Raw genomic sequence first — 25,733 nt, 5'->3', positions numbered from 1 at the left:
CGTATAGAGCATGGGTGCCGGGCTGTTGAGAGAATGGGCCGCACCGGCTCGGCGGCATCGGGCGGAGCGGTCGGCAGGCCGGAAGGAGTGCAGGTGAAGCGTCCGACGATGGCGGACATCGCGCGGCGGGCCGGAGTGACCAAGGGGGCGGTGTCCTTTGCCCTCAACGGCAAACCCGGCGTCTCCGAGGCCACCCGCAGCCGCATCCTGGCCATCGCCGAGGAGGTGGGCTGGCAGCCCAACAGCGCCGCCCGGGCGCTCTCCGACGGCCGGGCCGGCGCCTTCGGCCTGGTGATCGACCGGCCTGCGCCGTCGCTCGGCGTGGAGCCGTTCTTCATGCAGCTGATCTCCGGCATCCAGGCGGAGCTCTCCCGGGGCGGCGTCGCCCTGCTCTTCACCCTCGCCGAGGACGTCCAGGCGCAGGTCGCGGTCTACCGGGAGTGGTGGGCGAGCCACCGGGTGGACGGGGTCTTCCTGGTCGATGTGCACATCGGCGACCCCCGGATCGCCGCCCTGGAGGAACTCCAGCTGCCCGCCGTGGTGATCGGCTCGCCGGCCGCGTCCGGCCGCCTGCCCGCCGTCTGGAACGACGAGCGGGACGGTGTCCGGCTGGCCGTGGAGCACCTGGCCGGGCTCGGACACCGGTCCGTCGCCCGGGTCAGCGGCCCCGCCGAGCTGCTGCACACCCGCCAGCGCAACGCCGCCTTCGACGCGGTCACCGCCGAATTCGGCCTCACGGCCACCACCGTGGAGGCCGACTACACCGGCGAACTCGGCGCCGCCGCCACGCTGGGCCTGCTGGACAGCGCCGACCCGCCCACCGCCATCCTGTACGACAACGACCTGATGGCGGTCTCCGGCCTCAGCGCCGCCCAGCAGCGCGGCGTCCGGGTGCCCGCCGACGTCTCCATCCTGGCCTGGGACGACTCGCCGCTCTGCGAGGTGATCCGCCCCGGGCTGACCGCGCTCCGCCGGGACATCGCCGACTACGGCGCACAGGCCGCCCGCCGGCTGGGCCGGCTGGTCGCGGGCGGGGAGGCCGATGACCTCCAAGTGGCGGGCCCGCTGCTGATCCGGCGCGGCAGCACGGCGGCGCTCGGCCCGGCCACCGACTGACCTCCGGGGGCGCAGGGTAAGGGTTGGCAGACGGAGGGAGAGCAGCGGTGGCGGCAGGCAAGGGGCGGCGGCCCGGTGCCCGTGAGGTGTGGGCGCTGTACGGGGAGACGCGGCAGCCGGGGGCGCCGGGGCTGATGGCCAGGATCGGGGCAGCGCCCCGGCTCTTCGGAGCGGCGGTGCGCGGCGAGTACCCGCATCTCTCGCGCGGCAAGGCGGCGCTGTACACGCTGCTGACGCTGGCCTACCTGGTCTCCCCGGTGGACGCGGTGCCGGATGTGATCCCGGTGATCGGCTGGATGGACGACGCGGGGGTGCTGATGTGGACGGTGCGCGGCCTGGTGCGCGAGTCCGGCCGGTTCCTGGAGTGGGAGCGGTCCGGCGGCGCGTCGGCGGCGGTGGAACCCCGCCGCTGACCCGCCCCCGGACCGGGCAGCGTCTCAGCGCTGTGCTTCGGCCTCCACCGGCTTGGGGATCAGGAACGAGGTCCCGATGGCGAGGGCCATGATGACCACCCCGGCGATCATTCCGGCGGTGTAACCGGTGGCCGACGCCGGGTCGGCGGGCGCGGCCGCGGTCTGGACCGCGTACAGCAGCGCGAAGCTGAGTCCGGCGCCGAGGTTGAACGCACCCGCGTTGAGGCCGGGCAGGAAGCCCGGGTTGTCGCGGGGGGAGAGGACGATGCCGAGCCCGTTGAGCACGATGTTGCCCACCCCGGCGTAGGTGATCCCGACCAGGATCGAGGTCACCAGCAGCATGGCGTGGGAGTGGTGCCCGAGCGTGAAGATCATCAGCAGCACGGCCGCCACGGCCCCGACCAGCCCCAGCCGGAGGACCCGGCGGTACCCGTGGGTGGCCGCCAGCCGCCCGGCGATGGGGCCCATGGCGAGCCCGGCCAGCGCATACGGGGTGAGGGTCCACCACGCGGACTGCTCGGCGGTCATGCCGAGCCCGGCCCGCGCGTCCTGGGCGAATGCCGGGATCAGCCCGTTCATCACGGCGAACACGCCGGTCATGGTGAGCAGGGTGGTCAGCAGGGTCGCCCAGGTGCCGCGCTGCTTGAGATGCCGGGTGGCGACCAGCGGGTGGCTGCCGCGGTCCTGGGACCGCCAGAAGAGGGCGAAGGCGACGGCGCAGACGACCACCAGGACCGCGACCAGGGTCCAGTTGGCGTCGCCGAGCTTCCCGGCCTCGTTGAGCGCGATCAGCAGCGAGCCGACCGAGACGACCAGGAGGGCGACTCCCGGCCAGTCCATCCGGCCGGTGACGGCCGCCTTGGACTCGCGGGTCATGGTGGCGACCAGCAGGGTGGCGGCGGCGGCCACCACGGCCATCGCCCAGAAGACCGCCCGGAAGCTGTAGTGGTCGGCGAGGTAGCCGCCGCCCAGGGCGTCGACACCGGCGACGCCGCCGTTGACGGCGGTGATCACTCCCAGCAGGGTGCCGTACCGCTTCGGCTCGGTCACCTCGACCCGCAGCATGATCAGGCAGAGCGGGACGACCGGGCCGGAGGCGCCCTGGATGATGCGCCCGATGAAGAGCACCGACACATTGGGCGCCAGCGCGGAGACGACGCAGCCGAGCACCATCAGGGCCAGCATGCCGGTCAGCACCCGGCGGCGGCCGATGACATCGCCCAGCCTCGGCAGGAAGAGCGAGAAGAGGGCCGCCGAGGTGAAGAAGGCGGTCTGGGTGAGCCCGATCTCGGCGGAGGTGGCCGAGAAGGAGTCCTGGATGCTCTTCAGCGCGGGGCTGAGCATGCTGGCGTTGAGCTGGAAGGCGACGCAGGCGGCGAGCAGCGCGGCGACCAGCACGCCCACGGGGGCGGTGCGGCCGCCGGCCCCGCTGGTGGAGCGCTCGGCGGTGGGAGTACTCGTGCCGCTCATGCCTGGACGTCGCCGATCCGCTGGAGGGCGTCCACCACGAGGTTCCAGAACCGCTCGTGGTCGAGCTTGACCGCGACCTGGGTGTGGCAGTCGGCGGGCGCGGGCGACCGGAAGTCCGCCACGGTCATGCCGAGGGTCAGGCTCCCGGTGAGCTCGATGTCCACGGGGGCCTTGCGCACCGTCATCACGCTGGGGTCGATCACATAGGCCACCGCGCAGGGGTCGTGCACGGGCGGGTGCTCGAAGCCCTGGGCCTCCCGGTAGGTGGCGCCGAAGAAGTCCAGCAGCTCCAGCACGAATCGGGCCGGTCCGGTGCCCACCGCCGCGATCTTCTCGATGACGTCGGGCGTCGCCAGCGCCTGGTGCGTCAGGTCGAGGCCGACCATGGTGACCGGCCAGCTCTCGTTGAAGACGATGTGGGCGGCCTCGGGGTCGATGATGATGTTGAACTCGGCGACCGCGCTCCAGTTGCCCTCGTGGTAGCCGCCGCCCATCAGGACCACCTCGCGGACGCGGGAGGCGATGCGGGGCTCCTTCCGTACGGCGAGGGCTATGTTGGTGAGGCCCGCGGTCGGGACGATGGTGATCTCGCCGGGTTCGTGGGACATCACCGTGTCGATGATGAGGTCCACGGCGTGCCGGCGGTCCAGTTCCAGCGTCGGCTCGGGCAGCACCGGTCCGTCCAGCCCGGTCTCGCCGTGGATGTCCGGGGCGTTCTCGATGGCCCGCACCAGCGGCCGGGGACAGCCGGCGGCGAAGGGCACCCCGGTGATCCCGGCGATGCGCGCCACGGACAGGGCGTTCCGGGTCACCTTCTCCAGGGTCTGGTTGCCGACCACGGTCGTGACGGCGACCAGCTCGATGTCGGGGTTCCCGTATGCCAGGAGCATGGCGATGGCATCGTCGTGCCCGGGGTCGCAGTCGAGGATGATCTTGGTAGCCAACGGGAGCCCCTTACTGCTTGGGAAATCGTTCTCCGAGAACGATGCGCAACGGCCAGCCCAATGTCAATGGTCGCATTCCCAAACTTTTGGTACATCCCGTGCCTGTTCCAGGCCCAGGGGAGGAGTCCGGTATACCCCTCGGAGGGCGATGGTGATAACGTTTGCCGCCAGTTGGGGACAGCCATGCCCCGCCCGGCGGGACCAGGCCGGCCAAGCCCACCACAGAGGGGGTCGCGAGATGGTGGCCGAAGTCACCCTGAAGGACGTGGCCCGAGCATCGGGCTGCTCCATCGCCACGGTGTCCCGGGTCCTGGCCGGGACCCGCCCGGTCGGCGCCGAGACCGCCCGTAAGGTCCGGGCGGCGGCCGAGAGCCTCGGCTACCGGCCCAACCAGGTGGCCCGGGCCCTGCGCAGCCGCTCCACCGGCACCATCGGCCTGGTCCTCCCGCAGATCACCAACCCCTTCTTCCCCTCCCTGGTACGGGAGGTGGAGCACGCCCTGCACGCCGAGGGCCGAGCCGTACTGCTCGCCGACTGCGACGACGACCCCGCCATCGAAGCGGCCCGGATAGCCGCCCTGCTGGACCGGCAGGTCGACGCCCTGCTGGTCATCCCCGTCGACGAGAGCCACAGCCGGGACACGGTGATGACCGCCGCGACCCGGGTCCCGCTGGTGCTGCTGGACCGTGGCTGCGGCCCCGGCGCCGCCGACTCGGTCGCCGTCGACAACGCCGCCGGCATGGCGCTCGTACTGGACCACCTCGCCGCCACCGGCCGCCGCCGCATCTGCTTCCTGGGCGCGGCCGGAACCGCCTCGGCGGCCGTCGAGCGGCACGCCGCCTACAAGGCGGGCGTCACGGCCCTGGACCCGCAGGGGGCCGACCGCGTCGAACTCGGCGACTTCTCCGTCGAGTGGGGACGAGCGGCGGTCGACCGGATCTGGCCCTCCCGCCCGGACGCCGTGGTCTGCGCCAACGACCTGATCGCGCTCGGCGCGCTGCAACGCCTCCAGCAGCTCGGCGCGGACGTCCCGGGCGAGGTCGCCGTCACCGGGTTCGACGACATCCTCATCACCAGCCTCGCCGACCCGGCCCTGACCACCGTCCGGCAGCCCGTCGGCGAACTGGCCGCCGAGGCCGCCCGACTGCTCGACCGGCGCCTGGCCGGAGAGCGGACCGGACCGCACCGGGCGATCCGGCTCGCCCCCGCACTCGTCATACGCGCCTCCAGCGCGTCCCCCGCCACCCCGGCCCGGGACGCCGGCAGTACCCGCACCACGGAGGAAGACCAGTGATCGCAGTCGTCGGAAGCCTCAACCTGGACCTTGTCACCCCGGTACCCAAGCACCCGGTGCCCGGCGAGACCGTGCTCGGCGGGGACATCGCCCAGCACCCCGGCGGCAAGGGCGCCAACCAGGCGGTCGCCGCAGCCCGGCTCGGAGGGCAGGTCTCCTTCGTCGGCCGGGTCGGCGACGACGACGCGGCCGACATCATGCTCGGCGCGGCCCGCAGCGAGGGCGTGGAGACCACGCACATCGTCCGCACGCCCGGCGTACCCACCGGCCGCGCGCTGATCTCCGTCGACCCGGCAGGCGAGAACGCCATCGTCGTCAGCCCCGGCGCCAACTCCCGCCTCTCCGCCGCCGACTGCGAGGCCGCCGCCGACCTGCTGCGGCGAGCCCGGGTCACCGTCCTCCAGCAGGAGGTCCCGGACGAGGCCAACCACGCGGCCGCACGCCTGGCCGGCGGCACCGTGGTCTACAACCCGGCCCCCGCCGTCACCGGCGCCGTCCCGCCGCCCCGGGTGGATGTGCTGGTCCCCAACCGCACGGAGCTGGCCGCCCTCACCGGCACCTCCGTACCCGCGACACTCGACGACGTGGCCGCCGCCGCCCGCAAGCTGACCGGCATGGGCGCCGTGATCGTCACCCTCGGCGCCGACGGGGTGCTGCTCCTCGAAGGCACCGCCCAGCTGCACATCCCGGCCTTCACCGTCCGGCCCGTGGACACCACGGCGGCCGGCGACTCCTTCTGCGGCGCGCTCGCCGTCGCACTCGCCGAGGGCAGCACCCTCGAACAGGCCGCCCGCTGGGCCTGCGCCGCCGCCGCCATCAGCACCACCCGCCCGGGCGCCCAGCCTTCGCTGGCCCGCCGCGATGAGGTGGACGCCTTCCTCGCCCGCGCGCAGCGCGGCTGACGGCGGGCGGCTGCGGCCGGGCTCGGCCCGCCACCCGTGTGCGGCTGCGCAGCCTTCGCTGGCCCGCCGCGATGAGGTGGATGCCTTCCTCGCCCGCGCGCAGCGCGGCTGACGGTCGGCCTTCGGCGTCTCGGCTATGCCGGGCTGCGCCCGTCACCCGCGTGCGGCTGCGCAGCCCTCGCTGGCCCGCCGCGATGAGGTGGATGCCTCCCTCGCCCGCGCGCAGCGCGGCTGACGGCGGGCGGCTGCGGCCGGGCACCGCCCGCCGGCCTGCGGAGCAGGCTCCGGCCGCCCCCGCCGGAGGTCGCTAAGTCACCGTCATTGCCCCTAGGCTGACCCGCGATGGACGAGTACGGGCAGGCGGGGGACGTGATGCAGCCGACCGGGCTGGAGAGCGAGACCACGCCGGAGGACCTGCGGCGGCTCGCCCGCTGGTTCGAGGTGGCCGACCCCGAGGGCGCGCACGACCTGTTCGCCGCAGCGTTCGGCCTGTACGGCGCCCGGCACCTGGGCATCGCCCCGGACAGCCCCGGTACCGCCGTGCCCGCCCACACCAGCTGGTGGCACGGCCCGACCGCCCCCGCCCCCGTCCCGGCGGCGCTGCGCGACGGCGCGGCCCGCAGCCCGCGCGGCCGGGCCGCGCACCTCCCCGTGCCCAGTCCGCAGCGGGCCGGGACGGCAGCCCGCAACCCCCGCCACGCCCGGCCGCTCCGCCCGGCGGCGGGCGGCGGCCGGGACGACTCGGAGAGCGCGGAGCGGCGGGCGGCGGCCAGGCTGCTGCTGGCCCACCCGCTGATCACCGCCGCCGGTCCATGGGCGGGCAGTCTGCCGCAGATACGCCGCCACGCGGAGGCGCTGGCCCTGCGGTTCGGACGGTTCCTCGGCTACCGGCTGCTGGTGGACGACACCGGCGCCCGGCTCTTCAAGGCGGGGCTGGGCAGCGGCTGCGGACGCGGCCTCCGCCGCCCCGGCGATGGTGCGCTGTTCACCCCCCGCTCCTACGCCTGCCTGGCGCTGGCCCTCTCGGTGCTGCCGGACGTCCCCGCCCGGCTGCCGTCGGCCGAGCTGGGCGAAGCCGTCCGGGAGGCCATCCGGGAAGCTGCGGCCGGGGCGGGCCTGGAGCCCGAAGCGGTCGCCGATCCTCAGCTGGCCGACGCCCTGGCAGCGCTGACCGATCGTCAGATCATGGTCGAGCGGGACGGCGAGACCGTGGTGGACCACGCCGTGGCCCGGCTGCTGGTGGCCGGCCCGCTGGCCGGCAGCCGGGACGGGGCGGACCTGGTGCGCCGCGCCGCCGACCCGGGGCCGGGCGGGGAGCGGATCTATGTGCGGCGGCGGCTCGCCGAGACACCCGTGGTGCTGCTGGACGAGCTGACCGACCGCGAGCGCGGCTGGCTGCGTACCCGGCAGCGCCGCGAGGGGGAGTCCTTCGCCGACTTCCTCGGCCTGGAGGTCGAGATCCGGGCCGAGGGCGTGGCGCTGCTGGACCCGGCCGACGAACTCTCCGACCTGGAGCCGCCCGGCGCGGGCTCACCCGCGCGGGCGGCGCTGCTGCTGGCGGAGCGGCTGGTGGAGCAGTTGCGTCCGGTGCCGGGCGACCCCGTCTCCCGGACGGCGGTGGGACCGGTGATCGGGGTGCCGGTGCCGGACGCGGCCATCGACGGGGCGCTCGGCGACATCGCCGACGAGTACGGCGGCCGGGCGGGCTGGCAGGCCGGGTACCTCAGCGACCGGTCGGCGCTCCGCCGCGACGTCCTGGACCTGCTGCACCGGATGCACCTGATGGCGCCGGCCGGTCCGGTCCGCGCCGACACGGAGCGGGCCGAGCGGAGTCCCGAGGCCGGGGCGCGTACGGCCACCGATGTGCGCGGGGCGCGCGGCGCCGCCACCTCCGGCTGGGTGCTGCTGGCCCCGGCTGCCCGCTATGCGCCCCCGGCGGACACCGAGGAGGGACGGCCGGGCCGCCATGCCCGCCGGACCCCGCAGCTGATCCTGGCCGACCTGGGCTGATCCCCGAGTCAGCGGGCGGTGACCGGGGCCGCCGCCGAGGCGTCGGCCGGGCTGCCGTGCAGGCTCTCCAGGGCCGTCCCGGCGGAGAGGGCGCCCAGCAGCACCGCCGCCGTGGTGCCGGTGGTCGCGAGCAGCCGACGATGGCGGCGGGGGAGCGGGAAGCCGACGCCCGCGCGCCGGAGGGCGCCGCCCCCTGCGGACACCGTCGCAGGGGCGACCAGGGTGAGGTGCGAATCGCGGTTCCGGTTCTCTGCCATGGGGGAAAGCCTTCCAGAGCGTTGTTAAACGGTCCTGACAAGCCTGTGAAATCCGAGCGGTCGATGAGCGTCGGACGGTAGGCCCCTAGGCGAGTACAGCAAGGCGATATATCCCGAAACCACCCGATGGAGTGAAGGTCGAGACCGGTAAACGCAGCGTTCCCGCCCCGGCGTGGTGCATGGCTGCCGGGGCGGGAACGGTGGGGCGTGTGCTGGGGGAGATCAGGCGCTGGTGCAGGTGATGTTGCTGGGCGCGGCGGCGGAGCTGCCGGTGGCGGTCCAGCCGAAGGTGGTGGTGCCGTTGGCCGTGATGGTGCCGTTGTAGGGGCTGTTTCGCACGGTGATGGATCCGCTGGTCCCGCTGTTCACGCCGTTCCAGAGGCTGCTGATGGTCTGGCCGGAGGCCAGGGTCATACCGACGGTCCAGCTGTTGAGCGTGCTGGTGCCGTTGTTGCGGACCGACACCTCGCCCTGGAGTCCGCCGGGCCAGCTGCTGATGGTCTGGTAGGTGGCGGTGCAGGTGCCGTTGGTGCCGGTGCCGCCCGTGCTGCCTCCGGTGGTGCCGGCCGTGGTGCCGCTGGTCGTGCCTGCGGTCGTACCGGCGGTGGTGCCGCTGGTCGTGCCGGCCGTGGTGCCGCTGGTCGTACCGGCGGAGGTGCCGCTGGTCGTGCCGGCCGTGGTGCCTGCGGAGGTGCCGCTGGTCGTACCGGACGAGGTGCCGCTGGTCGTGCCCGCGGTGGTGCCGGCCGTGGTGCCTGCCGTGCTACCTCCGGTGGTGCTGCCACCGTCGTCGCTCAGGGTCGGAGTCTGCCAGTCCCGCCACGAGGCCAGGTTGCCGGACTTGCTGGGGGCGATCCTGATCACACCGGAGCCGTTGCCCGTGCCCAGCAGGAACTTCTGGATGTTCTGCTGCAGCGGGGTCTTCCACTCGGGCCGGACAGCGCAGTGGGTCCCGTCCTGGACGTCGGACCAGTAGGTGATGTTGCTCGCCACGCCGAGCGCCTTGTAGACCTCGGCTCCACCCAGGGCCGCCACGCTTCCCGACTTGGCGGCCAGCCAGTCGACGGCAGGGTTCTCCATGATGAAGAGACCTCGCGGCGCGACCATGGCCACGACCTCGTGGGTGTCCACCGGCAGCGCGTTCGGGTTGCCCGTGTAGGAGTTGAACGCGTCGCCCAGCCACGGCTGCTCCGTGTAGGCGCTGCTCAGCGGCTGGGCGCCGTTCTCTCCGGGAATCCCTCGGAGGATCGGAACACCGCCGGAACCCGACTCGATCGGCATGGTCAGCGCGACGCGCTGGTCGAACGCGCCGGCCACGATGGCGCCCTTGCCGAACCGCGAGCATCCGGTGACGCCGGTCGCATCCGCCTTGAGGACGTTGCCGCCCGACTGCTGGATGACGTCGATGATCCGGCTCACGCCCCAGGACCAGGCCATCAGCAGCCCTGTGCTGCTGGTGGGGCCGTAGATGCTGTAGAAGGCGCCCTGCTTGTTGTTCCGCGCCGTGCCCTCACGCCCGACCGTGTAGGGGTCGTAGCTGATGATGGCGACACCGGCTGCCTTGATGGTGGCCGTGTCCGCGCCGAGCCCGCCCAGGACGATGATGGCCGGGAAAGGACCGGAACCACTCGGCAGGCTGACGGTCGCCGAGAAGCTGCTGCTCTTCCCCTGGTCCGTCACATTCACCGTGATGTTGCTGGACGAGACCGTTCCCGTGACGCTGGCAGGCTTCGCGGGCTTCGGACCATAGATGGACTTCTCCGCCAGATCCTTGATCTCAGCCCGGCGGCACCGCCAGTCGGACTTGGTGGAGATCCGCGTGCCGTTCAGCTTCTTGAAGGGGTCGGGAAGCATGGAGGTGGACGCTGAAGAGCCGTTGGAGACGGCACAGTCGGCGCCGTCGTTTTCGACGGCGGACCCCGCCAGCGCGGCGGCGACAGATCTGTCGGCGGCACCCGCCTGCGGGGCGAGAAGAGGGGTTGCCAGGCTCACCACGGCCACCAGGGCTGTGGCTACCCACACCTGGGGCCGATATCGATACCGAAGAAAGTGCATGGGGGACCTCCAGAGGAAGACGCGCGGTCGACGGGAACGGACCCCGCCCGGTCGACATGCGGTCAGGCACCGGCCGGTACCAGCCAGTCGGGGGTCGCAGATCGTGCCTGGCAGAGGTGCCAAAGAGGTTGGGAGTGCTCCCAAGATTAGGAAGGGGTCCAGAGCATGACAACACGTGGGACATGGACCACTCAGGTTGGCTGTTCTGGCCCTCTTTCGAAACGTGCGACGGCCCCTCAAGCCGGGCGGATGGGCGGAAACCGGCCACACCATCCGCCACCTGCGGCTTTACGCAACACGAACTTTCGGCCACTTTCGGAAAGGTGACCGAAACTTTCGAACGCCGAGGGTGGGGCGATGGCAGCCGCCCCGGAGTAGGGCGAACGAGCCCACAGGGGATGTCCAGGAAGCGGCGGGCGCATGGCGGGCGGGGTCGTCCCCGGCCGATTTCGACCGTGGCAGCGGCTTGGAGCGGTCGGCGGATCACCGCATGTGTCAAGCCCGCGCCCGAAAGGCTTCGCTGACGGTGCGTCAGCGGGCGTTCGGCCGAGCCGCCGGGGCGAGGGCTCGGCGATGGTCGCCATGCCGTGGAGTGCGGGGGTGGTGTGCGGCGGCCGTCGGGCTCGGGTGGCTCCGTGATGCGGGGGTACCGGAGGTCGCGTACGGTCAGCTTGAGAACCGACCCGGAGGGTGAAGACCTCCCCACGCTGTCCCGCTCCATAGGCAGGGCCCCGCCCGCACAGGAGCGCTCACACCCGACCATCTCTCGCCAGTGAACCGACCAGGCAGGCATCGGCGGCAGCGTCGCAGGGACAGTCGGCGGCCGGCCGCCAGAACCACGGGTGGTGATGAGGATGACCAGAGAACGGCTTCGCGCACTGCGGTGCGCCGTCGTGGCCAGCGCGCTGGCCACCGTGCTCACGGCAGGGGCAGGAGCGGCGGTCGCGGCCACCGGCGGGCACTCCGCCGCCGGTTCCCGAGGCAGCGGCGGGACGGCGGCGGCCCCGGCGGCGGCGTCCACCCCGGCGGCGGCGTCGAGCGGGACGGACCGCAGCGGCAGCACCGAGTACGCCACGTCGCACGTGACGACGATCGACGCCGCCACCCACCAACTGCGGGCCACCGTGGACGGCAAGACGGTGGCGGTCTTCCCGGTGGGCTTCGGCCAGCCGAGGTTCCGCACCCCGTCGGGTACCTACCGGGTGCTCGGCAAGGACGCGGTCATCGAGATGACCTCGTGCAGCGCCCGCATCACCTGCGACCCGGACAGCCCGGACTACTACGACCTCCAGGTCCCCTGGGCCGTGCGGCTCACCTCCGGCGGGCTCTTCGTGCACGGTGCGCCGTGGGACCACACGATCGGCTCGGAGGACATCTCGCACGGCTGCATCCACCTGAGCGTGGCCGACGCGGAGTGGTTCTACAACTTCAGCCGCCCCGGCGACATCGTGATCGTCCAGGGCACCGGCCGGAGCGGCGGCCCCGTCGGCCCCTGACACCCCCTCACAGCACCTCAGGATGCGGGCCCGGCTCGGCCGGGCCCGCATCGCGTCCGGCGGGCGGTCCGCCGTGCGGTGCGACGATGCTGGCGGCCGGGCAGGAGCCGGACATATTCTGAATTCACTCGAATGGGGAGTGGTCACGGAGGTGGCCAACGTGATCGTCTTCTCTCGGTTGCGACGGGCGTATTGCCATCCCCAGGTCGTCCGCCCTAGCGTCTACGCACGTAGATCCGCACCGCTGCGCACTACCCGACCAGCAAACCGCCGCCCGCTCGGCGGTCGGTGGAGTTGAGGGGGCCTCGTGTCCAGGATCGTCCGCGCCGCCCTTGTCCAGACCAAGTGGACGGGCGACCGCAATTCCATGATCGATACGCATGAGCGGTACGCCCGGGAGGCCGCCGCACAGGGGGCCCGCATCATGGGCTTCCAGGAGGTCTTCAACGCGCCCTACTTCTGCCAGGTGCAGGACGAGGAGCACTACCGGTGGGCCGAGCCCGTCCCGGACGGCCCGACCGTGGTGCGGATGCAGGCGCTCGCCAAGGAGCTCTCCCTGGTCCTGGTGGTGCCGGTGTACGAGATCGAGCAGTCGGGCTTCTGCTACAACACCGCCGCCGTCATCGACGCCGACGGCTCGTACCTGGGCAAGTACCGCAAGCACCACATCCCTCAGGTCAAGGGGTTCTGGGAGAAGTTCTACTTCAGGCCCGGCAACCTCGGCTGGCCGGTCTTCGAGACCGCCGTCGGCAGGGTCGGCGTCTACATCTGCTACGACCGGCACTTCCCCGAGGGGTGGCGTGCCCTGGGCCTGGCCGGTGCCGAGATCGTGTACAACCCCTCCGCCACCAGCCGCTCCCTCTCCCAGTACCTGTGGCAGCTGGAGCAGCCCGCCGCCGCCGTCGCCAACGAGTACTTCATCGCCGCCATCAACCGGGTCGGCGTCGAGGAGTACGGCGACAACGACTTCTACGGCTCCTCCTACTTCGTGGACCCGCGTGGCCGGTTCGTCGGCGAGGTGGCCTCCGACAAGGACGAGGAGCTGGTCGTCCGCGACCTGGACCTCGACCTGATCCAGGAGGTCCGCCAGGGCTGGGCCTTCTACCGCGACCGCCGGCCCGACGCGTACGGGCCGCTCACCGAGGCATGACGAAGGGGCAGCCGAGCCGTATGAACGCCACCAGCCCCCACACCGCCGACCCCCACACCGCCGACCCCCACACCGCCGACCCGCACCCCGCCGACCCGCACACCGCCGGCCCCGACGCCGCCCACCCCCCGCCCGCAGGCCCGCACCGCGCCCTGCTGGCCCGCCACCGCGCGGTCACCCCCTCCTGGCTGGCGACCTACTACCGGGAGCCGATCGAGCTCACCCACGGCGAGGGCCGCCATGTCTGGGACGCCGAGGGCCGCCGCTACCTGGACTTCTTCGGCGGCATCCTCACCACCATGACCGCCCATGCCCTGCCCGAGGTCACCAAGGCCGTCGCGGAGCAGGCCGGGCGGATCCTGCACACCTCCACGCTCTACCTCTCCACGCCCATGGTGGAGCTGGCCGAGCAGATCGCCGAACTCTCCGGCATCCCCGACGCCAAGGTCTTCTTCACCACCTCCGGCACCGAGGCCAATGACGCCGCGCTGCTGCTGGCGACCGCGTTCCGGCGGTCCAACCAGGTGCTGGCGATGCGCAACAGCTACCACGGCCGCTCCTTCAGCACCGTGGGCATCACCGGCAACACCTCCTGGTCGCCCACCAGCCTCTCCCCGTTGCAGACCCTCTACGTCCACGGCGGGGTCCGCACCCGGGGCCCCTTTGCGCACCTCTCCGACGAGGACTTCACCGCCGCCTGCGTCGCCGACCTGGAGGACGTACTCGGTCAGGCCGAGGGTACCGTCGCCGCGCTGATCGCCGAACCGATCCAGGGCGTCGGCGGCTTCACCTCCGGCCCGGACGGCCTCTACGCCGCCTTCAAGGAGGTGCTGGACCGGCACGGCATCCTGTGGATCACCGACGAGGTGCAGACCGGCTGGGGCCGTACCGGCGACCACTTCTGGGGCTGGCAGGCCCATGGCGCCGCCGGGCCGCCCGACCTGCTGACCTTCGCCAAGGGCATCGGCAACGGCCTCTCCATGGGCGGCGTCGTCGCCCGCGCCGAGGTGATGGACTGCCTGGGCGCCAACTCCATCTCCACCTTCGGCGGCAGCCCGATCACCACCGCCGGCGCCCTCGCCAACCTGCGGTACCTGCGGGAGCACGACCTCCAGGGCAACGCCCGCGCCACCGGAGCGCTGCTGCTCAACCGGCTGCGCTCCGCCGCCGAGGAGCTGCCCATCGTCCGGGAGGTGCGCGGCCGAGGGCTGATGATCGGCGTGGAACTGGTGGAACGCGACGGCAGCCCCTCCCCGCAGGCCGCCACGGCCACCCTGGAGTACGCCCGTGAGCTGGGCGTCCTCATCGGCAAGGGCGGACGGCAGGGCAATGCGCTGCGCATCGCGCCGCCGCTCTCGCTCACCCCGGCCGAGGCCGAGCAGGGCGCCGGCCTCCTCGTCCAGGCACTCCGTCAGGCCCAGCACACCGTGGGCGGAAAGGAGCAGGGCCAGTGACCCGCACCGTCATTCGCGGCGGACTCGTCATCACCGCCGCCGAGGAGGTCAAGGCCGATGTGCTGATCGAGGGCGAGCAGGTCGTCGCCCTCGCCGCGAGCGGCAGCACGGTGGCCGCCGGCTGGACCGCCGACACCGAGATCGACGCCACCGGCCACTATGTGATCCCGGGGGGCGTGGACGCCCACACCCATATGGAGATGCCCTTCGGCGGCACCTATGCCTCCGACACCTTCGAGACCGGTACCCGGGCCGCAGCCTGGGGCGGCACCACCACCATCGTGGACTTCGCCATCCAGTCGGTGGGCGGCTCGCTCCGCGAGGGACTGGACGCCTGGCACGCCAAGGCCGAGGGCAACTGCGCCATCGACTACGGCTTCCATATGATCCTCTCCGACGTCCGCGAGGACTCCCTCAAGGAGATGGACGCCCTGGTAGCGGAGGGTGTCACCTCCTTCAAGCTCTTCATGGCCTACCCCGGCGTCTTCTACAGCGACGACGGACGCATCCTGCGGGCCATGCAGCGGGGCGCCGCCAACGGCGGGCTGATCATGATGCACGCGGAGAACGGCATCGCCATCGACGTCCTGGTGGAGCAGGCGCTCGCCGCCGGGCAGACCGACCCCCGGTACCACGGCGAGGTCCGCCGCGAGGTGCTGGAGGCCGAGGCCACCCACCGGGCCATCGCGCTCGCCCGGGTCGCCGGGGCGCCGCTCTATGTGGTCCATGTCTCCGCCGCCTCCGCCGTCGCCGAGCTGGCCACCGCCCGCCGCCAGGGCCTCCCCGTCTTCGGCGAGACCTGCCCCCAGTACCTCTTCCTCTCCACCGACAACCTCGCCGAGCCCGGCTTCGAGGGCGCCAAGTACGTCTGCTCCACCCCGCTGCGGCCCCGGGAGCACCAGGCCGAGCTGTGGAAGGGTCTGCGCACCGGCGACCTCCAGGTGGTCTCCACCGACCACTGCCCCTTCTGCTTCGCCGGGCAGAAGGAGCTCGGCCGTGGCGACTTCTCCAAGATCCCCAACGGCCTGCCCGGGGTGGAGAGCCGGATGGACCTGCTCCACCAGGCCGTGGTCGAGGGCCGGATCTCCCGCCGCCGCTGGATCGACATCGCCTGCGCCACCCCGGCCCGGATGTTCGGCCTGTACCCCCGCAAGGGCACCATCGCCCCCGGCTCCGACGCCGACCTCGTCGTCTACGACCCCGCCGCCGAGCAGACCCTCTCCGCCGCCACCCACCATATGAACGTCGACTACTCGCCCTACGAGGGCAGGCAGGTCACCGGCCGGGCCCGCACCGTGCTCTCCCGGGGCACCGTCATCGTGGACGGCGGCCGCTACCTCGGCCGGGCCGGACACGGCCGCCATCTGGCGCGCGCCACCTGCCAGTACCTCGGCTGACCCCAGCCGCCACGCATCGCCGACCGCGCCCGGCCGCCGGACCCCTCGCGGGCCCGGCCGCCGGGCGGCCCGGCGATCCCGTACCTCCCAGGAGGACCCCGTGGACATCGGCCTTGTGCTCCAGACCGACCCGCCCGCGCAGCTGCTCATCGAGCGGATGAAACGCGCGGAGCGGGCGGGCTTCAGCCACGGCTGGACCTTTGACTCCTGCGTGCTCTGGCAGGAGCCCTTTGTCCTCTACAGCCGCATCCTGGCGGAGACCGAGCGGCTCACCGTCGGCCCGATGGTCACCAACCCGGGCACCCGCACCTGGGAGGTGACCGCCTCCCTCTTCGCCACCCTCAACGACCTGTACGGCAACCGCACCGTCTGCGGCATCGGCCGGGGCGACTCCGCGATGCGGGTGGCCGGACGCCGCCCCGCCACCCTGGCCCGCCTCGGCGAGGCCATGCACGCCATCAAGGAGCTGGCCGAGGGCCGCGAGGCCGAGGTCGACGCCACCACCATGCGGCTGCCCTGGGTGCGGCCCGGCGCCTCGCTGCCGGTCTGGATGGCCGCGTACGGGCCCAAGGCGCTTGCGCTGGCCGGCCGTCAGGCCGACGGCTTCATCCTGCAACTCGCCGACCCCTACCTCACCGAGTGGATGGTCAAGGCGGTGCGCACCGCCGCCGCCGAGGCCGGCCGCGACCCCGGTTCGGTCACCGTCTGCGTCGCCGCCCCCGCCTATGTCACCGCCGACGACTCGCCCGCCGCCCTCGCCCACGCCCGCGAGCAGTGCCGCTGGTTCGGCGGCATGGTCGGCAACCATGTCGCCGACCTGGTCGCCCGCTACGGCGAACACTCCGCGATGGTCCCCGAGGCGCTGACCGCCTATATCAAGGAGCGCCACGGCTATGACTACAGCCACCACGGGCGGGCCGGAAACCCCGACACCGCCTTTGTCCCGGACGGGATCGTGGACCGCTTCTGCCTGATCGGCCCGCCCGAGGCGCAGATCGCCAGGCTGGAGCAGCTGCGCTCGCTGGGCGTGGACCAGTTCGCCGTCTACGCCATGCATGACGCCGTGGAGTCGACCATCGACGCCTATGGCGCCGCCGTGATCCCCGCAGTGGCCTCCGCCGCCCCCGCCTGAGCGCCGCCGTTGCTTGCCCTACCGTTGCCCGCCCCACCGTTGCCCGGTGCGCCGGGCCCGGTCACCTGGCAGGGTGGCACGCACCGGCGCCCCGACGCCGGTCGCCGCCGTACCGCAGGACCGGAAGGACGACCGTGAGCCCCGCCCGCCCGCTGCATCTGCTGCTCGCCCCCGACAAGTTCAAGGGGTCGCTGACCGCCGTCGAGGTGGCCCGGCACCTCGCCGCCGGGCTGCGGCGGGCCGAGCCGGGCATCGCGGTCACCCTGCTCCCGGTCGCCGACGGCGGCGACGGCACCGTGGACGCCGCCGTGGCGGCCGGCTTCGCGCGCCGGGAGGCGGTGGTGGCCGGGCCGCTGGGCGATCCGGTACGGGCCGCCTTCGCGCTGCGCGGAGAGACCGCCGTGGTCGAGATGGCCGAGGCGTCCGGGTTGCGCAGGCTGCCCGGCGGCCGTCCGGAACCGCTGCGCGCGGGCACCCACGGCACCGGGGAGCTGATCCGCGCCGCGCTCGACGCCGGGGCCCGCACGGTGGTGCTCGGCGTCGGCGGCAGCGCCTCCACGGACGGCGGCGCCGGTCTGCTCACCGCGCTGGGCGCCCGCCTCCTGGATGCGGCCGGCCACCCGCTGCCGCCCGGTGGGGGCGGCCTTGCGGCGCTCGACCGCATCGACCTGTCCGGCCTGGACGCCCGGCTGGCCGACACCGGGCTGGTGCTCGCCTCGGATGTGGACAACCCGCTGCTCGGGGAGAAGGGCGCGGCGGCCGTGTACGGGCCGCAGAAGGGCGCCGGGCCCGGGGACGTCGCCCGGCTGGCCGACACCGGGCTGGTGCTCGCCTCGGATGTGGACAACCCGCTGCTCGGGGAGAAGGGCGCGGCGGCCGTGTACGGGCCGCAGAAGGGCGCCGGGCCCGGGGACGTCGCCCGGCTGGAGGCGGGGCTGGCCCGGTTCGCGGACGTCCTCGGCCGGGCCGCCGGGCCGGGTGCCGCCCGCGCGGCCGAGCTGCCCGGCGCCGGGGCGGCGGGCGGGGCCGGCTACGGGGCGATGGCCGCGCTGGGCGCCGTACGGCGGCCCGGCATCGAGGTGCTGCTGGAGGTGCTGGGCTTTGCGCACGCCCTGGAGCAGGCCACGCTGGTGGTCACCGGTGAGGGGGCGCTGGACCGGCAGACCCTGCACGGCAAGGCCCCGCTCGGCGTGGCCGAGGCCGCCCGCCGCCACGGCCTGCCGGTGGTCGCCGTCTGCGGGCGGTTCGACCTCACCGCAGCCCAGTCGGAGGCCGCCGGCTTCCTCCGGGTCTACGCCCTGACCGCCCTTCAGCCCGACCCGGCCCGCAGCATCGCCGAGGCCGGCCCGCTTCTGGAGCGGGTCGGCGAGGCCCTGGCCCGCGACCTCTCGGCAGGCTGAGCGCGCCCCGGGGGCCGAGGACCACCCTCGCGCGGAAGATCCTCCACGGCAGCACCGGGCACTTGTACCGGCGCCACCCCCCCGGTTGGCGGCCGACGTCTCATCCGCGTTCTCGGAGGTACGCCTTCAGCTCTGCGGCCCCGGTCAGCATCGCCCGCCCCCGGGCGGACAGCCGACCGTGCCAGTCGCAGAGTGCGGCCTCCAGCGGTTCCAGCCCGCCGGCCGCCCGCACCTGGGCGATCAGCGGGGCGATCTGCTCCAGCAGATAGCCGCCCCGCCTGAGCTGGTGGGCCAGCCGGGCGTCCCGTACGTCGGCCTCGTCGTAGACGCGGTACCCGGTCAGCGGGTCGCGGCGCGGGCGCACCAGCCCGGCGCGCTCCCATGCGCGCAGCGTCGCGGGCCGGATTCCGAGCTTCCCCGCCAGCGGCCCGATGAATGTGCGGCCGGGCCCGGACACTGCGGCACCAGGGAGTGGACACGCCGCCGCCGGACACCGTCGAAGGACTGCTGTACGCGCTCCCGGAGGACCGCCGCGTCATCGACCGCGCCCGGTTGGCTGCCGCCCTCGGCGGCACGCGGCCCGCGCCCCGCGTATCCCCCTGGTTCGGCTACGCCCCGCTCGACCCGGCCCATCTGGCGGACAGCGACGGCATCGTGTTCGTCAAGGACGTCCCGCAGCGCTAGGCGGTGCATACGACCGCTCAGCGCCGGCCGCCCCCTTCGCCCTCACCGCCCGCCCCCCTGGGGTCGGCGGGGGTGGTGCCGATGCGCAAAGGGAGCGCGCCTCAACGGCGTTCGCGCCGGAGCGCAGTGGTGACACCCGGGTCATCCGCCCTGCCTGCGCCCCTTCGCACCTCACACCGTGTCAGGATCGGTTGCGCACCGTACCGGAGCGGTGTTAGCAATTGTTGGCAGCCGGCAATTGCTGTATGGGCCACCGTCAAGGAACCGCCATCCATGCAGCTCACCCTCCTCGGAACCACCTCCACCGACGGCAACTGCCCCACCCTGTACGCCACCGACCGAGGCACCCTGGTCGTCCAGGGCTACCGGGTCACCGACCCCGGTACGGTCGCCCAGCTGCGGGACCTGCTGCCGGGGGAGACCGCGGTGGAGATCCCCCGGGAACTGCTGGCCTTCGCCCCGGGCAGTGACAGAGACGGGTAGCCCCGAGCCGGGCCGGCCGGCAGTCAGGAGCGTCGCCATGACGGACTTTCAACGCGAGCGCGAGATGCTCGGCGGCTGGCTGCACCGGCTGCGCCGGGAGGCCGGTCTCAACGGCAAGGAGCTCGCCGCCGACCTCGGCTGGGCCGCCTCCAAGGTCTCCCGGATCGAGCACGGCAGGCAGACGCCCTCCGAGGCGGACATCGCGGCCTGGGCGAAGGCGGTGGGCGCCCCCGACGCCGCCGAGGACCTCGCCGCCCGGCTGCATGCGCTGGACAGCCACTATGTCTCCTGGCGCCGCTCGCTGCGGGCCGGGCACGCCCCGCGCCAGCGGGTCGCCGTCGAACTGGACTCCAGGACCCGGCTGCTGCGCGCCTTCGAGACCGGTGTGGTGCCGGGACTGCTCCAGACCGCCGAGTACGCCCGGCACCTCTTCGCCCAGCTGTGCGCGCTGCGCGGCACGCCCGACGACGGGGGCGCGGCGGTGCGGGTCCGGATGGAGCGTCAGCGGGCCCTGTACGAGTCGGGGAAGGAGTTCCACTTCGTGCTGACCACGGCGGCGCTGCGCACCCGGGTCTGCCCGGTGGAGGTGCACCGGGGCCAGCTGGACCGGCTGCTGGCGGTCGGTTCGCTGGGCAATCTGCGGTTCGGGGTGATCCCCGACGGGGCGCCGCTGCCGCTGATGCCGCTGCACCCCTTCTGGATCTTCGACGACCGGCTGGTGCAGGTCGAGACCTGGAGCGCCGAACTCAACCTCACCGACCGGCGTGAAGTGGCGCTCTACGAGCAGGTCTTCGAGCGGCACGCCGGCGCCGCCGCCTATGGTCCGGCGGCCCGCCGGATCGTGGCCGGGGTGATGGCCGAGCTGTCCGCCGGGCCCGCGCTGCCGCAGCAACTGCCGCGCACGGCAGAAGATTCGCAATAGGGCGCAATCTGGAACTGCGCCGCGCAGCAATGCCCGTACGCTCGGGTCCATGGCGGGAGGGACATCCGGAGCGGTCAGCGCCGTCGGCTGGCTGCTGCGCGCCGCGCCCGTACCGGGGGTGGCGCTGGCGGAGTGGGACGGCAGTCCGGACGGCGCGGCGGCCCTGGCGATCGGCCTGGCCTGGGACGTGGTGCACGCCCGCATCCCGCTGGGCCTGGAAGCGCTGGACATGCTGCGCTACGCCGGGGCCGTCGGCCCGGCGCTGGTCTGTGTCCCGGAGGCGATGGTGAGCGTGCTGGTGCCGACCGGCTCGGCCGAGTGCTGGGCCGGGTTCGGGCCGCGACCGATCGGCGTGACGGTGGCCGGCCGGGGCGGTCGGCTGCGGGTGCCGCTGCCGAGCCAGACGTATGGACCGCTGCACTGGCTGATCCCGCCGGACGGCAGCGGACTGCTCACCGACCCGAGGCGGCTGCACGCCGCGCTGCGCAAGGCGCGGATGACCACCAGGGACCCGCGCGGCTGAGCGGCGGTGGGCGGGGCTGGCGATTTTGAAAACCATTTTCTATAGTGGGGAGTGCCGCCGGGACACCGCCCGGACGGCACCCCGTGCGCACCCCTGCCCGCCCACGGGACCCGAACGACCCGGAGGACCCGTGTCCGCCCACTGCCAGCTCACCGGCCGCAAGCCGGGCTTCGGCAATGCGATCTCCCACTCGCACCGCCGCACCCGCCGCCGCTTCGACCCCAACATCCAGACCCGCCGCTACTGGCTGCCCAGCGAGCGCCGCCACATCCGGCTCACCCTCAGCACCAAGGGCCTCAAGACCGTCGACCGGATCGGCGTGGAGGCCGCGGTGGCCCGTATCCGCGCTCGCGGCGGGAGTATCTGATGGCCAAGAAGAGCAAGATCGCCAAGAATGACCGGCGGCTGGCCGTGGTGGCCAGGTACGCCGAGCGCCGCGCCGAACTCAAGCGCATCCTGGCGGACCCGCGCACCGGCGAGGCCGAGCGGACCGCCGCCCGCCGCGAACTGGACCGCCAGCCGCGCGACGCCAGCCGCACCCGGCTGCGCAACCGCGACTCCGTGGACGGCCGCCCGCGCGGCTATCTGCGTGCCTTCGGCCTCTCCCGGATCAATCTGCGCAACCAGGCCCACGCCGGGTTCCTGCCCGGCGTCCGCAAGTCCAGCTGGTAGAGGAGGCGATCCGCATGCCCCCGGACACCCTGCTGCCCGTCGTGGTGGTGGCCGGCGTCCACGCCGAGGCGCGTCGTGCCGCCGTCCAGGAGCTGCTGGACGGCACCGACCGCGCCATCGTCCTCCACCACGACCTCTCCGAGGCCCCGCACGGCCAGGTCCGCCGCGAGGTGCGCGACGCCGCCGGGCCGCACCGGTCGGCGTACGCGCCGCTGACCAACGACTGCCCCTGCTGCGCCCTGCGCGAGGACCTGCTCCCCGAACTGGTGCGGATCGCCGACTCCGGCAGCCACCGCCTCGCCATCGTCGAACTCTGGGGCGGCACCGACCCGCACCCCGCCGCCGAGGTGATCGCCGGTTCCGAGGTCGGCGGCCGGGAGACCGGCGAGCTGCTGGAGATCGCCGGTGTGGTGGCGGCGGTCGACCCGCTGCATCTGCTGCCCGACCTGGCGGTGCCCGACCTGCTGGCCGAGCACGGCCAGCAGACCGCGCCCGAGGACGAGCGCACCCGCGCCGAGGCGCTGGCCCACCAGATCGAGTACGCCACTGTGCTCGCTGTGCCGCGCGCCGGAGCGGCGGCCGGCTCCGCCGAACTGCACGCCGGGCTGGCCGCCCTGCGGCAGCTCAACCCGGCGGCCAGGTCGGCCCGGCTCGGTACCGGCGCCCTGGCCCGCGCCGCCCTGGCGGGGTTCGATGTGGCCGCCGCCCGCGACCGGGTCAACCCCGCACTGGCGCTGCTCCCCCAGGAGCGGGACGAGGCCGGGGTCGCCACCCTGGTCTGGGAGCGCCGCCGGCCGCTCCACCCGGCGCGGCTGCATGACGCGCTGGAGCAGCTGGTGCCCGCCGCCCACCGCAGCCGGGGCCGCTTCTGGCTGGCCAACCGGCCCGGCCTGATGCTCGCCTGGGACGCCGCCGGGGCCAACCTGGCGGTGGAGGAGTGCGGGCCCTGGCTGGCCGCGCTGCCCGACGCCGCCTGGGAGCTGTTCCCCCCGGTCCGCCGGGCCGCCGCCGCCCTGGACTGGCACGCCGTCCACGGCGACCGGGTGCAGCAGCTCTCCTTCACCGCCGAGGGACTGGACAGCGGCGGCCTGGTCGACCTGCTGGACTCCTGCCTGCTGACGGACGAGGAGCTGGTCGGCGGCGAGGACGCCTGGAAGTCCCTGCCCGACGCCTTCGGCGACCTGCTCGACCCGGTCGCCTGACCGCACCGCCGCCCGGCCGCCCCGCCGACACCGACGCCGACACCGAGAGGACCCCTCCCCGCCCATGCCGCCCCGCCGTACCGCCGCCAAGGACCGCCGTCCCAAGCCCAATCCGCTTCTTGCGGCCGGAATCGAGTACATCGACTACAAGGACACCGACCTGCTGCGGAGGTTCATCTCCGACCGGGGCAAGATCCGCAGCCGCCGGGTCACCCGGCTGACGGTCCAGCAGCAGCGCGCCATGGCGCGCGCCATCAAGAACGCCCGGGAGATGGCACTGCTCCCGTACGCGAACGGAGCGCCGCGCTAGCGCGGCGGGCCACCCGGACCCGGCCCCCTCCGCCCGTGGTCGGTGGAGGGTGCCGTCGCGGGCCGCGCCGGAACGGACGTCGTGGGGGCTCCGACCGGCGCGGCCCGTTCCCTTGCTGCGCTGGGCTCGCCAGCCGCGCCGGGCTCGGCCGCGCCGGGCTCGCCGACCCCGGGCTACGCCGCGTGGTACGGCGTGAGCACCAGCCGGACCACGTCCTCCAGGCGCCGCCGGGCGTCCCGCAGCGTGGTGCGGCCGGTCACCCATGAGGTGAGCTCGCCCTGCCAGACATTGCCCACGATGTGCTGGACCACGTCCCGCACCGACGCCGGCACATCCGGCATCACCGCCAGCAGGGCCTCCCGGTCGGCGCGGGCCATGCTGTGCAGCGCCTCGCTGGCGAATGGATCGGTGGAGGCGGCGACCGAGACCAGCAGATGGGCGAGCTGCGGCTGACGCTGGTATGCGCGCATGCCGTGGTTCACATAGCGGACCACCCGGTCGGCCACCGCCGTGGGGGCTCTCGGGCCGCGCAGCTCGGCCACGATGTCGGCGAGCAGCAACCGGTGCCAGTCGGCGATGGCAGCGGCGAGCAGGTGGTCCTTGGAGGAGAAGTAGCGGTACGCCGTCCCCAGTGCCACCCCGGAGCGCTCGCTTACCTGCTTCATCTGCAGTCTCTCGACGCCGATCTCGGTCACCAGGGAGAGGGCAGCCGCGATGAGGTTCCGACGTCGTTCCAGCTGGCGTGGGGACATCGCCTCGACCGGCCGCGGCGACAGGTCAACCTTGGACACAAGCCTCATGATACGGGGAACGATGTTGCAGCAGTATGCCGCCTGATCAGGTCTTTTGGCCGGAGTGGGCGGGTGGGGCGGCCCGGTTGATCGAAATCCGGTCCTCGCGGGCCGCCCCGCCGTCTCAGCCCAGGCCCCGACTGTCCTGCTTGAGGGCGGTGTCCACGGTGAGCGCCGAGGCCACGACCATGCTCAGCAGCGGGTCGGCCAGCGGGCGGTGGATCTGCACCACATAGTTGTCGGCGGTGGTGAAGAGGGTCCGCGCCAGGCCCTCGAAGGTCTTGGTGATGCGGGCGACCTCGGTGTCGGTGTGGTCGGTGATGGCGAAGTTCCAGGCACGCCAGTTCTCCGCCTTGATGGCGCCGATCTGCCGGCCGTCCACCATCAGCGCGAAGTTGATCTTCCCGATCGCGTTCTGCTGGACGATCTCGCCGAGCTGGCTGCCGTCCGGCCGGGCCACCAGCACCCGCGACTTGATCAGCTTCGCCGGACGGGTCAGCAGCATCACGGGCTGCCCGGCGGCGTCGCGCACCTCCAGCCGGTGGGTGAGGAACTGGTCCCAGCTGGTCATGAAGCGCACGACCTTGCGCAGCGCGCTCTGGCCGATCTCGGCCACCGACCCGATGGGAGTGCCGTTCTGGTCGAAGACCGAGTACTCCGCGGCCAGCTCGATCAGCTTGGTCTTCTGGTTGACCACCAGCACCGGTTCGCTGAAGAGGGTGCCGCCGCCGCCCGAGACCGGCCCCACGCCGGCCTTCTGCTGCACCTGGCGCCGGATGCGGTCGGCGTCGTGGGCACCCTCGATCGGGATCTCCCAGGGAGAGGAGGAGTCCTGCGGGCCCTGCTGCGGGGGAATGCCGCCTGCGTCGGTGCCGGCGTGGGTGTGCTCGGTCCACCGGGAACCGTCCCACCAGCGCAGCCCGGGTGCGCCATGGGGGTCGGGGTACCAGCCGGGGGGATTCGTTGCCGTTGTCACGCCCAGGAGCGTATCCCGCCCCTGCGACAGCGGGGAACACGCATCCGGTCGCGGATTCCGGGGCCGCGCTCCCCGCCGGAGCGCGGCGTCAGGCGAGGCGTACGGTGTCGCCGCTCACGGTGATGTTCTGCGGCGCCAGGCCGGAGGGGGCCGGGCCGCCCGCCACCGAGCCGTCCGCGATGGCGAACCGGCTGCCGTGGCACGGGCAGTTGATGGTGCCTCCGGAGACGGCGTTCACCGGGCAGCCCGCATGGGTGCAGATCGCGGAGAACGCCTTGAACCGGCCCTGCTCCGGCTGCGTCACCACGTACTTCTTGTCGACCACCACACCGCCGCCGACCGGTACCTCCGAGACCTTCACCAGCGCCCGGCCGGCTTCGGCGCCTCCGGCGCCTTCGGTCGCGGGTGCCGAGCCCTGGTCCGCGCCGCCCTGGGGGCCGCCCTGCGTGCCGCCCTGCGCCTCGCCCGGCTCGACCGCCGACGACACGGAGGAGCCACCGGCGGCACAGCCTGCGGCCAGCGCCGCCGCCAGGCCGATACTCGCGAGCATCGCGGTGCGGCGCGGCACGCCCGCCTCGGCGGCGGGGGAGGCACAGGCGCAGGCGGGCCGCTGCCCGGACCCCTCGGCGGTTGCGGTGGCTGCGGTGGCCTCGGTGATGGGGTGGGTGAGGGTCATCAGG

Annotated in this window: 25 protein-coding genes and 2 pseudogenes; 19 read left to right on the top strand and 8 right to left on the bottom strand. The window is 73.4% G+C overall.

Translation table 11 applies throughout. The features are described from left to right. Positions 1–93 precede the first annotated feature (93 nt). Positions 94–1,116 carry a LacI family DNA-binding transcriptional regulator gene (locus C7M71_RS04895; protein ID WP_111493187.1) on the top strand — a complete coding sequence of 341 codons (1,023 nt, stop codon included), beginning with the start codon at positions 94–96 and terminating at the stop codon, positions 1,114–1,116. A 47-nt stretch (positions 1,117–1,163) separates the two neighbouring features. Beyond that, positions 1,164–1,529, top strand: coding sequence for a YkvA family protein (locus C7M71_RS04890; RefSeq protein ID WP_111493185.1), 366 nt, complete (start codon positions 1,164–1,166; stop codon positions 1,527–1,529). Between the two features lie 24 nt (positions 1,530–1,553). On the opposite strand, the gene uriT is transcribed toward C7M71_RS04890, so the two are convergent. Next, entirely contained in the window at positions 1,554–2,999 is a 1,446-nt protein-coding gene (gene uriT / locus C7M71_RS04885; protein ID WP_111493183.1) for a uridine transporter UriT, read from the bottom strand. After that, positions 2,996–3,943 carry a uridine-preferring nucleoside hydrolase UriH gene (gene uriH / locus C7M71_RS04880; protein ID WP_111493181.1) on the bottom strand — a complete coding sequence of 316 codons (948 nt, stop codon included), beginning with the start codon at positions 3,941–3,943 and terminating at the stop codon, positions 2,996–2,998. Before uriH ends, uriT begins: the two co-directional genes overlap by 4 nt. Before the next feature lie 238 nt (positions 3,944–4,181). Between uriH and C7M71_RS04875 the strand changes: the two genes are divergently transcribed. The 3 genes from C7M71_RS04875 (at position 4,182) to C7M71_RS04860 (ending at position 8,149) form a co-directional block, all read left to right on the top strand. Continuing rightward, on the top strand, positions 4,182–5,237 hold the full coding sequence (locus tag C7M71_RS04875) for a LacI family DNA-binding transcriptional regulator (RefSeq protein WP_229758545.1): 1,056 nt from the start codon (positions 4,182–4,184) through the stop codon (positions 5,235–5,237). After that, positions 5,234–6,139, top strand: a complete 906-nt coding sequence (rbsK, locus tag C7M71_RS04870; protein WP_111493180.1) for a ribokinase — start codon at positions 5,234–5,236, stop codon at positions 6,137–6,139. Before C7M71_RS04875 ends, rbsK begins: the two co-directional genes overlap by 4 nt. A gap of 342 nt (positions 6,140–6,481) precedes the next feature. After that, the gene (locus tag C7M71_RS04860) at positions 6,482–8,149 is read left to right on the top strand and encodes a DUF2398 family protein (RefSeq protein WP_229758544.1); all 1,668 of its coding nucleotides are present in this window, start codon (positions 6,482–6,484) and stop codon (positions 8,147–8,149) included. Between the two features lie 8 nt (positions 8,150–8,157). On the opposite strand, the gene C7M71_RS04855 is transcribed toward C7M71_RS04860, so the two are convergent. Both C7M71_RS04855 and C7M71_RS04850 read right to left on the bottom strand, forming a co-directional pair. Then, positions 8,158–8,406 carry a hypothetical protein gene (locus tag C7M71_RS04855; RefSeq protein ID WP_111492823.1) on the bottom strand — a complete coding sequence of 83 codons (249 nt, stop codon included), beginning with the start codon at positions 8,404–8,406 and terminating at the stop codon, positions 8,158–8,160. A 222-nt stretch (positions 8,407–8,628) separates the two neighbouring features. After that, a complete protein-coding gene (locus C7M71_RS04850; protein ID WP_111492830.1) occupies positions 8,629–10,260 on the bottom strand; it encodes a glucuronyl esterase domain-containing protein in 1,632 nt (543 codons plus the stop codon). Positions 10,261–11,315: 1,055 nt separating this feature from the next. Here C7M71_RS04850 and C7M71_RS04845 point away from each other — a divergent pair. The 6 genes from C7M71_RS04845 (at position 11,316) to C7M71_RS04820 (ending at position 18,490) form a co-directional block, all read left to right on the top strand. Continuing rightward, a complete protein-coding gene (locus tag C7M71_RS04845) occupies positions 11,316–11,957 on the top strand; it encodes a L,D-transpeptidase (protein WP_162824134.1) in 642 nt (213 codons plus the stop codon). Between the two features lie 307 nt (positions 11,958–12,264). Further along, on the top strand, positions 12,265–13,107 hold the full coding sequence (locus C7M71_RS04840) for a nitrilase-related carbon-nitrogen hydrolase (protein ID WP_111492825.1): 843 nt from the start codon (positions 12,265–12,267) through the stop codon (positions 13,105–13,107). Between the two features lie 20 nt (positions 13,108–13,127). Then, complete coding sequence (locus C7M71_RS04835) at positions 13,128–14,561, top strand: aspartate aminotransferase family protein (RefSeq protein ID WP_114914190.1); 1,434 nt, start codon at positions 13,128–13,130, stop codon at positions 14,559–14,561. Then, positions 14,558–15,958, top strand: a complete 1,401-nt coding sequence (gene hydA / locus C7M71_RS04830; protein ID WP_111492827.1) for a dihydropyrimidinase — start codon at positions 14,558–14,560, stop codon at positions 15,956–15,958. The genes C7M71_RS04835 and hydA overlap by 4 nt, the downstream gene beginning before the upstream one ends. Positions 15,959–16,058: 100 nt before the next feature. Then, on the top strand, positions 16,059–17,090 hold the full coding sequence (locus C7M71_RS04825; protein WP_111492828.1) for a TIGR03842 family LLM class F420-dependent oxidoreductase: 1,032 nt from the start codon (positions 16,059–16,061) through the stop codon (positions 17,088–17,090). A gap of 158 nt (positions 17,091–17,248) precedes the next feature. Further along, entirely contained in the window at positions 17,249–18,490 is a 1,242-nt protein-coding gene (locus C7M71_RS04820; protein ID WP_114914663.1) for a glycerate kinase, read from the top strand. A 100-nt stretch (positions 18,491–18,590) separates the two neighbouring features. Here the strand turns inward: C7M71_RS04820 and C7M71_RS04815 are convergent. Beyond that, positions 18,591–18,950 (bottom strand): annotated as a pseudogene (locus C7M71_RS04815) (TioE family transcriptional regulator); the annotation flags it as partial. Between C7M71_RS04815 and C7M71_RS04810 the strand changes: the two are divergent. The 8 genes and pseudogenes from C7M71_RS04810 to rpsR form a co-directional block, all read left to right on the top strand. Then, positions 18,944–19,174, top strand: a pseudogene (locus tag C7M71_RS04810) (erythromycin esterase family protein); the annotation flags it as partial. The pseudogenes C7M71_RS04815 and C7M71_RS04810 overlap by 7 nt on opposite strands. Before the next feature lie 273 nt (positions 19,175–19,447). Then, positions 19,448–19,657, top strand: coding sequence for a hypothetical protein (locus tag C7M71_RS04805; protein WP_111493144.1), 210 nt, complete (start codon positions 19,448–19,450; stop codon positions 19,655–19,657). 37 nt (positions 19,658–19,694) lie between these two features. Beyond that, positions 19,695–20,579 carry a helix-turn-helix domain-containing protein gene (locus C7M71_RS04800; RefSeq protein WP_111493143.1) on the top strand — a complete coding sequence of 295 codons (885 nt, stop codon included), beginning with the start codon at positions 19,695–19,697 and terminating at the stop codon, positions 20,577–20,579. Between the two features lie 49 nt (positions 20,580–20,628). Further along, entirely contained in the window at positions 20,629–21,102 is a 474-nt protein-coding gene (locus C7M71_RS04795) for a hypothetical protein (RefSeq protein WP_111493142.1), read from the top strand. Between the two features lie 130 nt (positions 21,103–21,232). Next, a complete protein-coding gene (gene rpmB / locus C7M71_RS04790; RefSeq protein WP_111493141.1) occupies positions 21,233–21,469 on the top strand; it encodes a 50S ribosomal protein L28 in 237 nt (78 codons plus the stop codon). Next, positions 21,469–21,774, top strand: a complete 306-nt coding sequence (rpsN, locus tag C7M71_RS04785; protein WP_111493140.1) for a 30S ribosomal protein S14 — start codon at positions 21,469–21,471, stop codon at positions 21,772–21,774. The genes rpmB and rpsN overlap by 1 nt, the downstream gene beginning before the upstream one ends. Before the next feature lie 14 nt (positions 21,775–21,788). After that, positions 21,789–22,976, top strand: coding sequence for a CobW family GTP-binding protein (locus C7M71_RS04780; protein ID WP_111493139.1), 1,188 nt, complete (start codon positions 21,789–21,791; stop codon positions 22,974–22,976). 64 nt (positions 22,977–23,040) lie between these two features. Beyond that, positions 23,041–23,286 carry a 30S ribosomal protein S18 gene (gene rpsR / locus C7M71_RS04775; protein ID WP_111493138.1) on the top strand — a complete coding sequence of 82 codons (246 nt, stop codon included), beginning with the start codon at positions 23,041–23,043 and terminating at the stop codon, positions 23,284–23,286. Between the two features lie 173 nt (positions 23,287–23,459). On the opposite strand, the gene C7M71_RS04770 is transcribed toward rpsR, so the two are convergent. From C7M71_RS04770 to C7M71_RS04760, 3 genes are all read right to left on the bottom strand, one after another. Continuing rightward, complete coding sequence (locus tag C7M71_RS04770; protein ID WP_162824133.1) at positions 23,460–24,077, bottom strand: TetR/AcrR family transcriptional regulator; 618 nt, start codon at positions 24,075–24,077, stop codon at positions 23,460–23,462. A gap of 124 nt (positions 24,078–24,201) precedes the next feature. After that, the gene (locus tag C7M71_RS04765; RefSeq protein WP_111493136.1) at positions 24,202–25,053 is read right to left on the bottom strand and encodes a phospholipid scramblase-related protein; all 852 of its coding nucleotides are present in this window, start codon (positions 25,051–25,053) and stop codon (positions 24,202–24,204) included. Positions 25,054–25,141: 88 nt separating this feature from the next. Beyond that, positions 25,142–25,729, bottom strand: coding sequence for a Rieske (2Fe-2S) protein (locus C7M71_RS04760; RefSeq protein WP_175607633.1), 588 nt, complete (start codon positions 25,727–25,729; stop codon positions 25,142–25,144). Positions 25,730–25,733 lie beyond the last annotated feature (4 nt).

Source organism: Peterkaempfera bronchialis, assembly GCF_003258605.2.
Classification (GTDB): Bacteria; Actinomycetota; Actinomycetes; order Streptomycetales; family Streptomycetaceae; genus Peterkaempfera; species Peterkaempfera bronchialis.
Note: the sequence above shows the minus strand (reverse complement) of the source record. Positions and strands in the feature narration are given on the sequence as shown.

Bases quoted from the DNA above. Each gene is read 5' to 3' on its own strand.
- uriT (WP_111493183.1), bottom strand. From the start codon at position 2,999: ATGAGCGGCACGAGTACTCCCACCGCCGAGCGCTCCACCAGCGGGGCC.
- C7M71_RS04875 (WP_229758545.1), top strand. From the start codon at position 4,182: ATGGTGGCCGAAGTCACCCTGAAGGACGTGGCCCGAGCATCGGGCTGC.
- C7M71_RS04860 (WP_229758544.1), top strand. From the start codon at position 6,482: ATGGACGAGTACGGGCAGGCGGGGGACGTGATGCAGCCGACCGGGCTG.
- C7M71_RS04855 (WP_111492823.1), bottom strand. From the start codon at position 8,406: ATGGCAGAGAACCGGAACCGCGATTCGCACCTCACCCTGGTCGCCCCT.
- C7M71_RS04850 (WP_111492830.1), bottom strand. From the start codon at position 10,260: ATGCTTCCCGACCCCTTCAAGAAGCTGAACGGCACGCGGATCTCCACC.
- C7M71_RS04845 (WP_162824134.1), top strand. From the start codon at position 11,316: ATGACCAGAGAACGGCTTCGCGCACTGCGGTGCGCCGTCGTGGCCAGC.
- C7M71_RS04835 (WP_114914190.1), top strand. From the start codon at position 13,128: ATGAACGCCACCAGCCCCCACACCGCCGACCCCCACACCGCCGACCCC.
- C7M71_RS04805 (WP_111493144.1), top strand. From the start codon at position 19,448: ATGCAGCTCACCCTCCTCGGAACCACCTCCACCGACGGCAACTGCCCC.
- C7M71_RS04800 (WP_111493143.1), top strand. From the start codon at position 19,695: ATGACGGACTTTCAACGCGAGCGCGAGATGCTCGGCGGCTGGCTGCAC.
- C7M71_RS04795 (WP_111493142.1), top strand. From the start codon at position 20,629: ATGGCGGGAGGGACATCCGGAGCGGTCAGCGCCGTCGGCTGGCTGCTG.
- rpsN (WP_111493140.1), top strand. From the start codon at position 21,469: ATGGCCAAGAAGAGCAAGATCGCCAAGAATGACCGGCGGCTGGCCGTG.
- C7M71_RS04780 (WP_111493139.1), top strand. From the start codon at position 21,789: ATGCCCCCGGACACCCTGCTGCCCGTCGTGGTGGTGGCCGGCGTCCAC.
- rpsR (WP_111493138.1), top strand. From the start codon at position 23,041: ATGCCGCCCCGCCGTACCGCCGCCAAGGACCGCCGTCCCAAGCCCAAT.
- C7M71_RS04760 (WP_175607633.1), bottom strand. From the start codon at position 25,729: ATGACCCTCACCCACCCCATCACCGAGGCCACCGCAGCCACCGCAACC.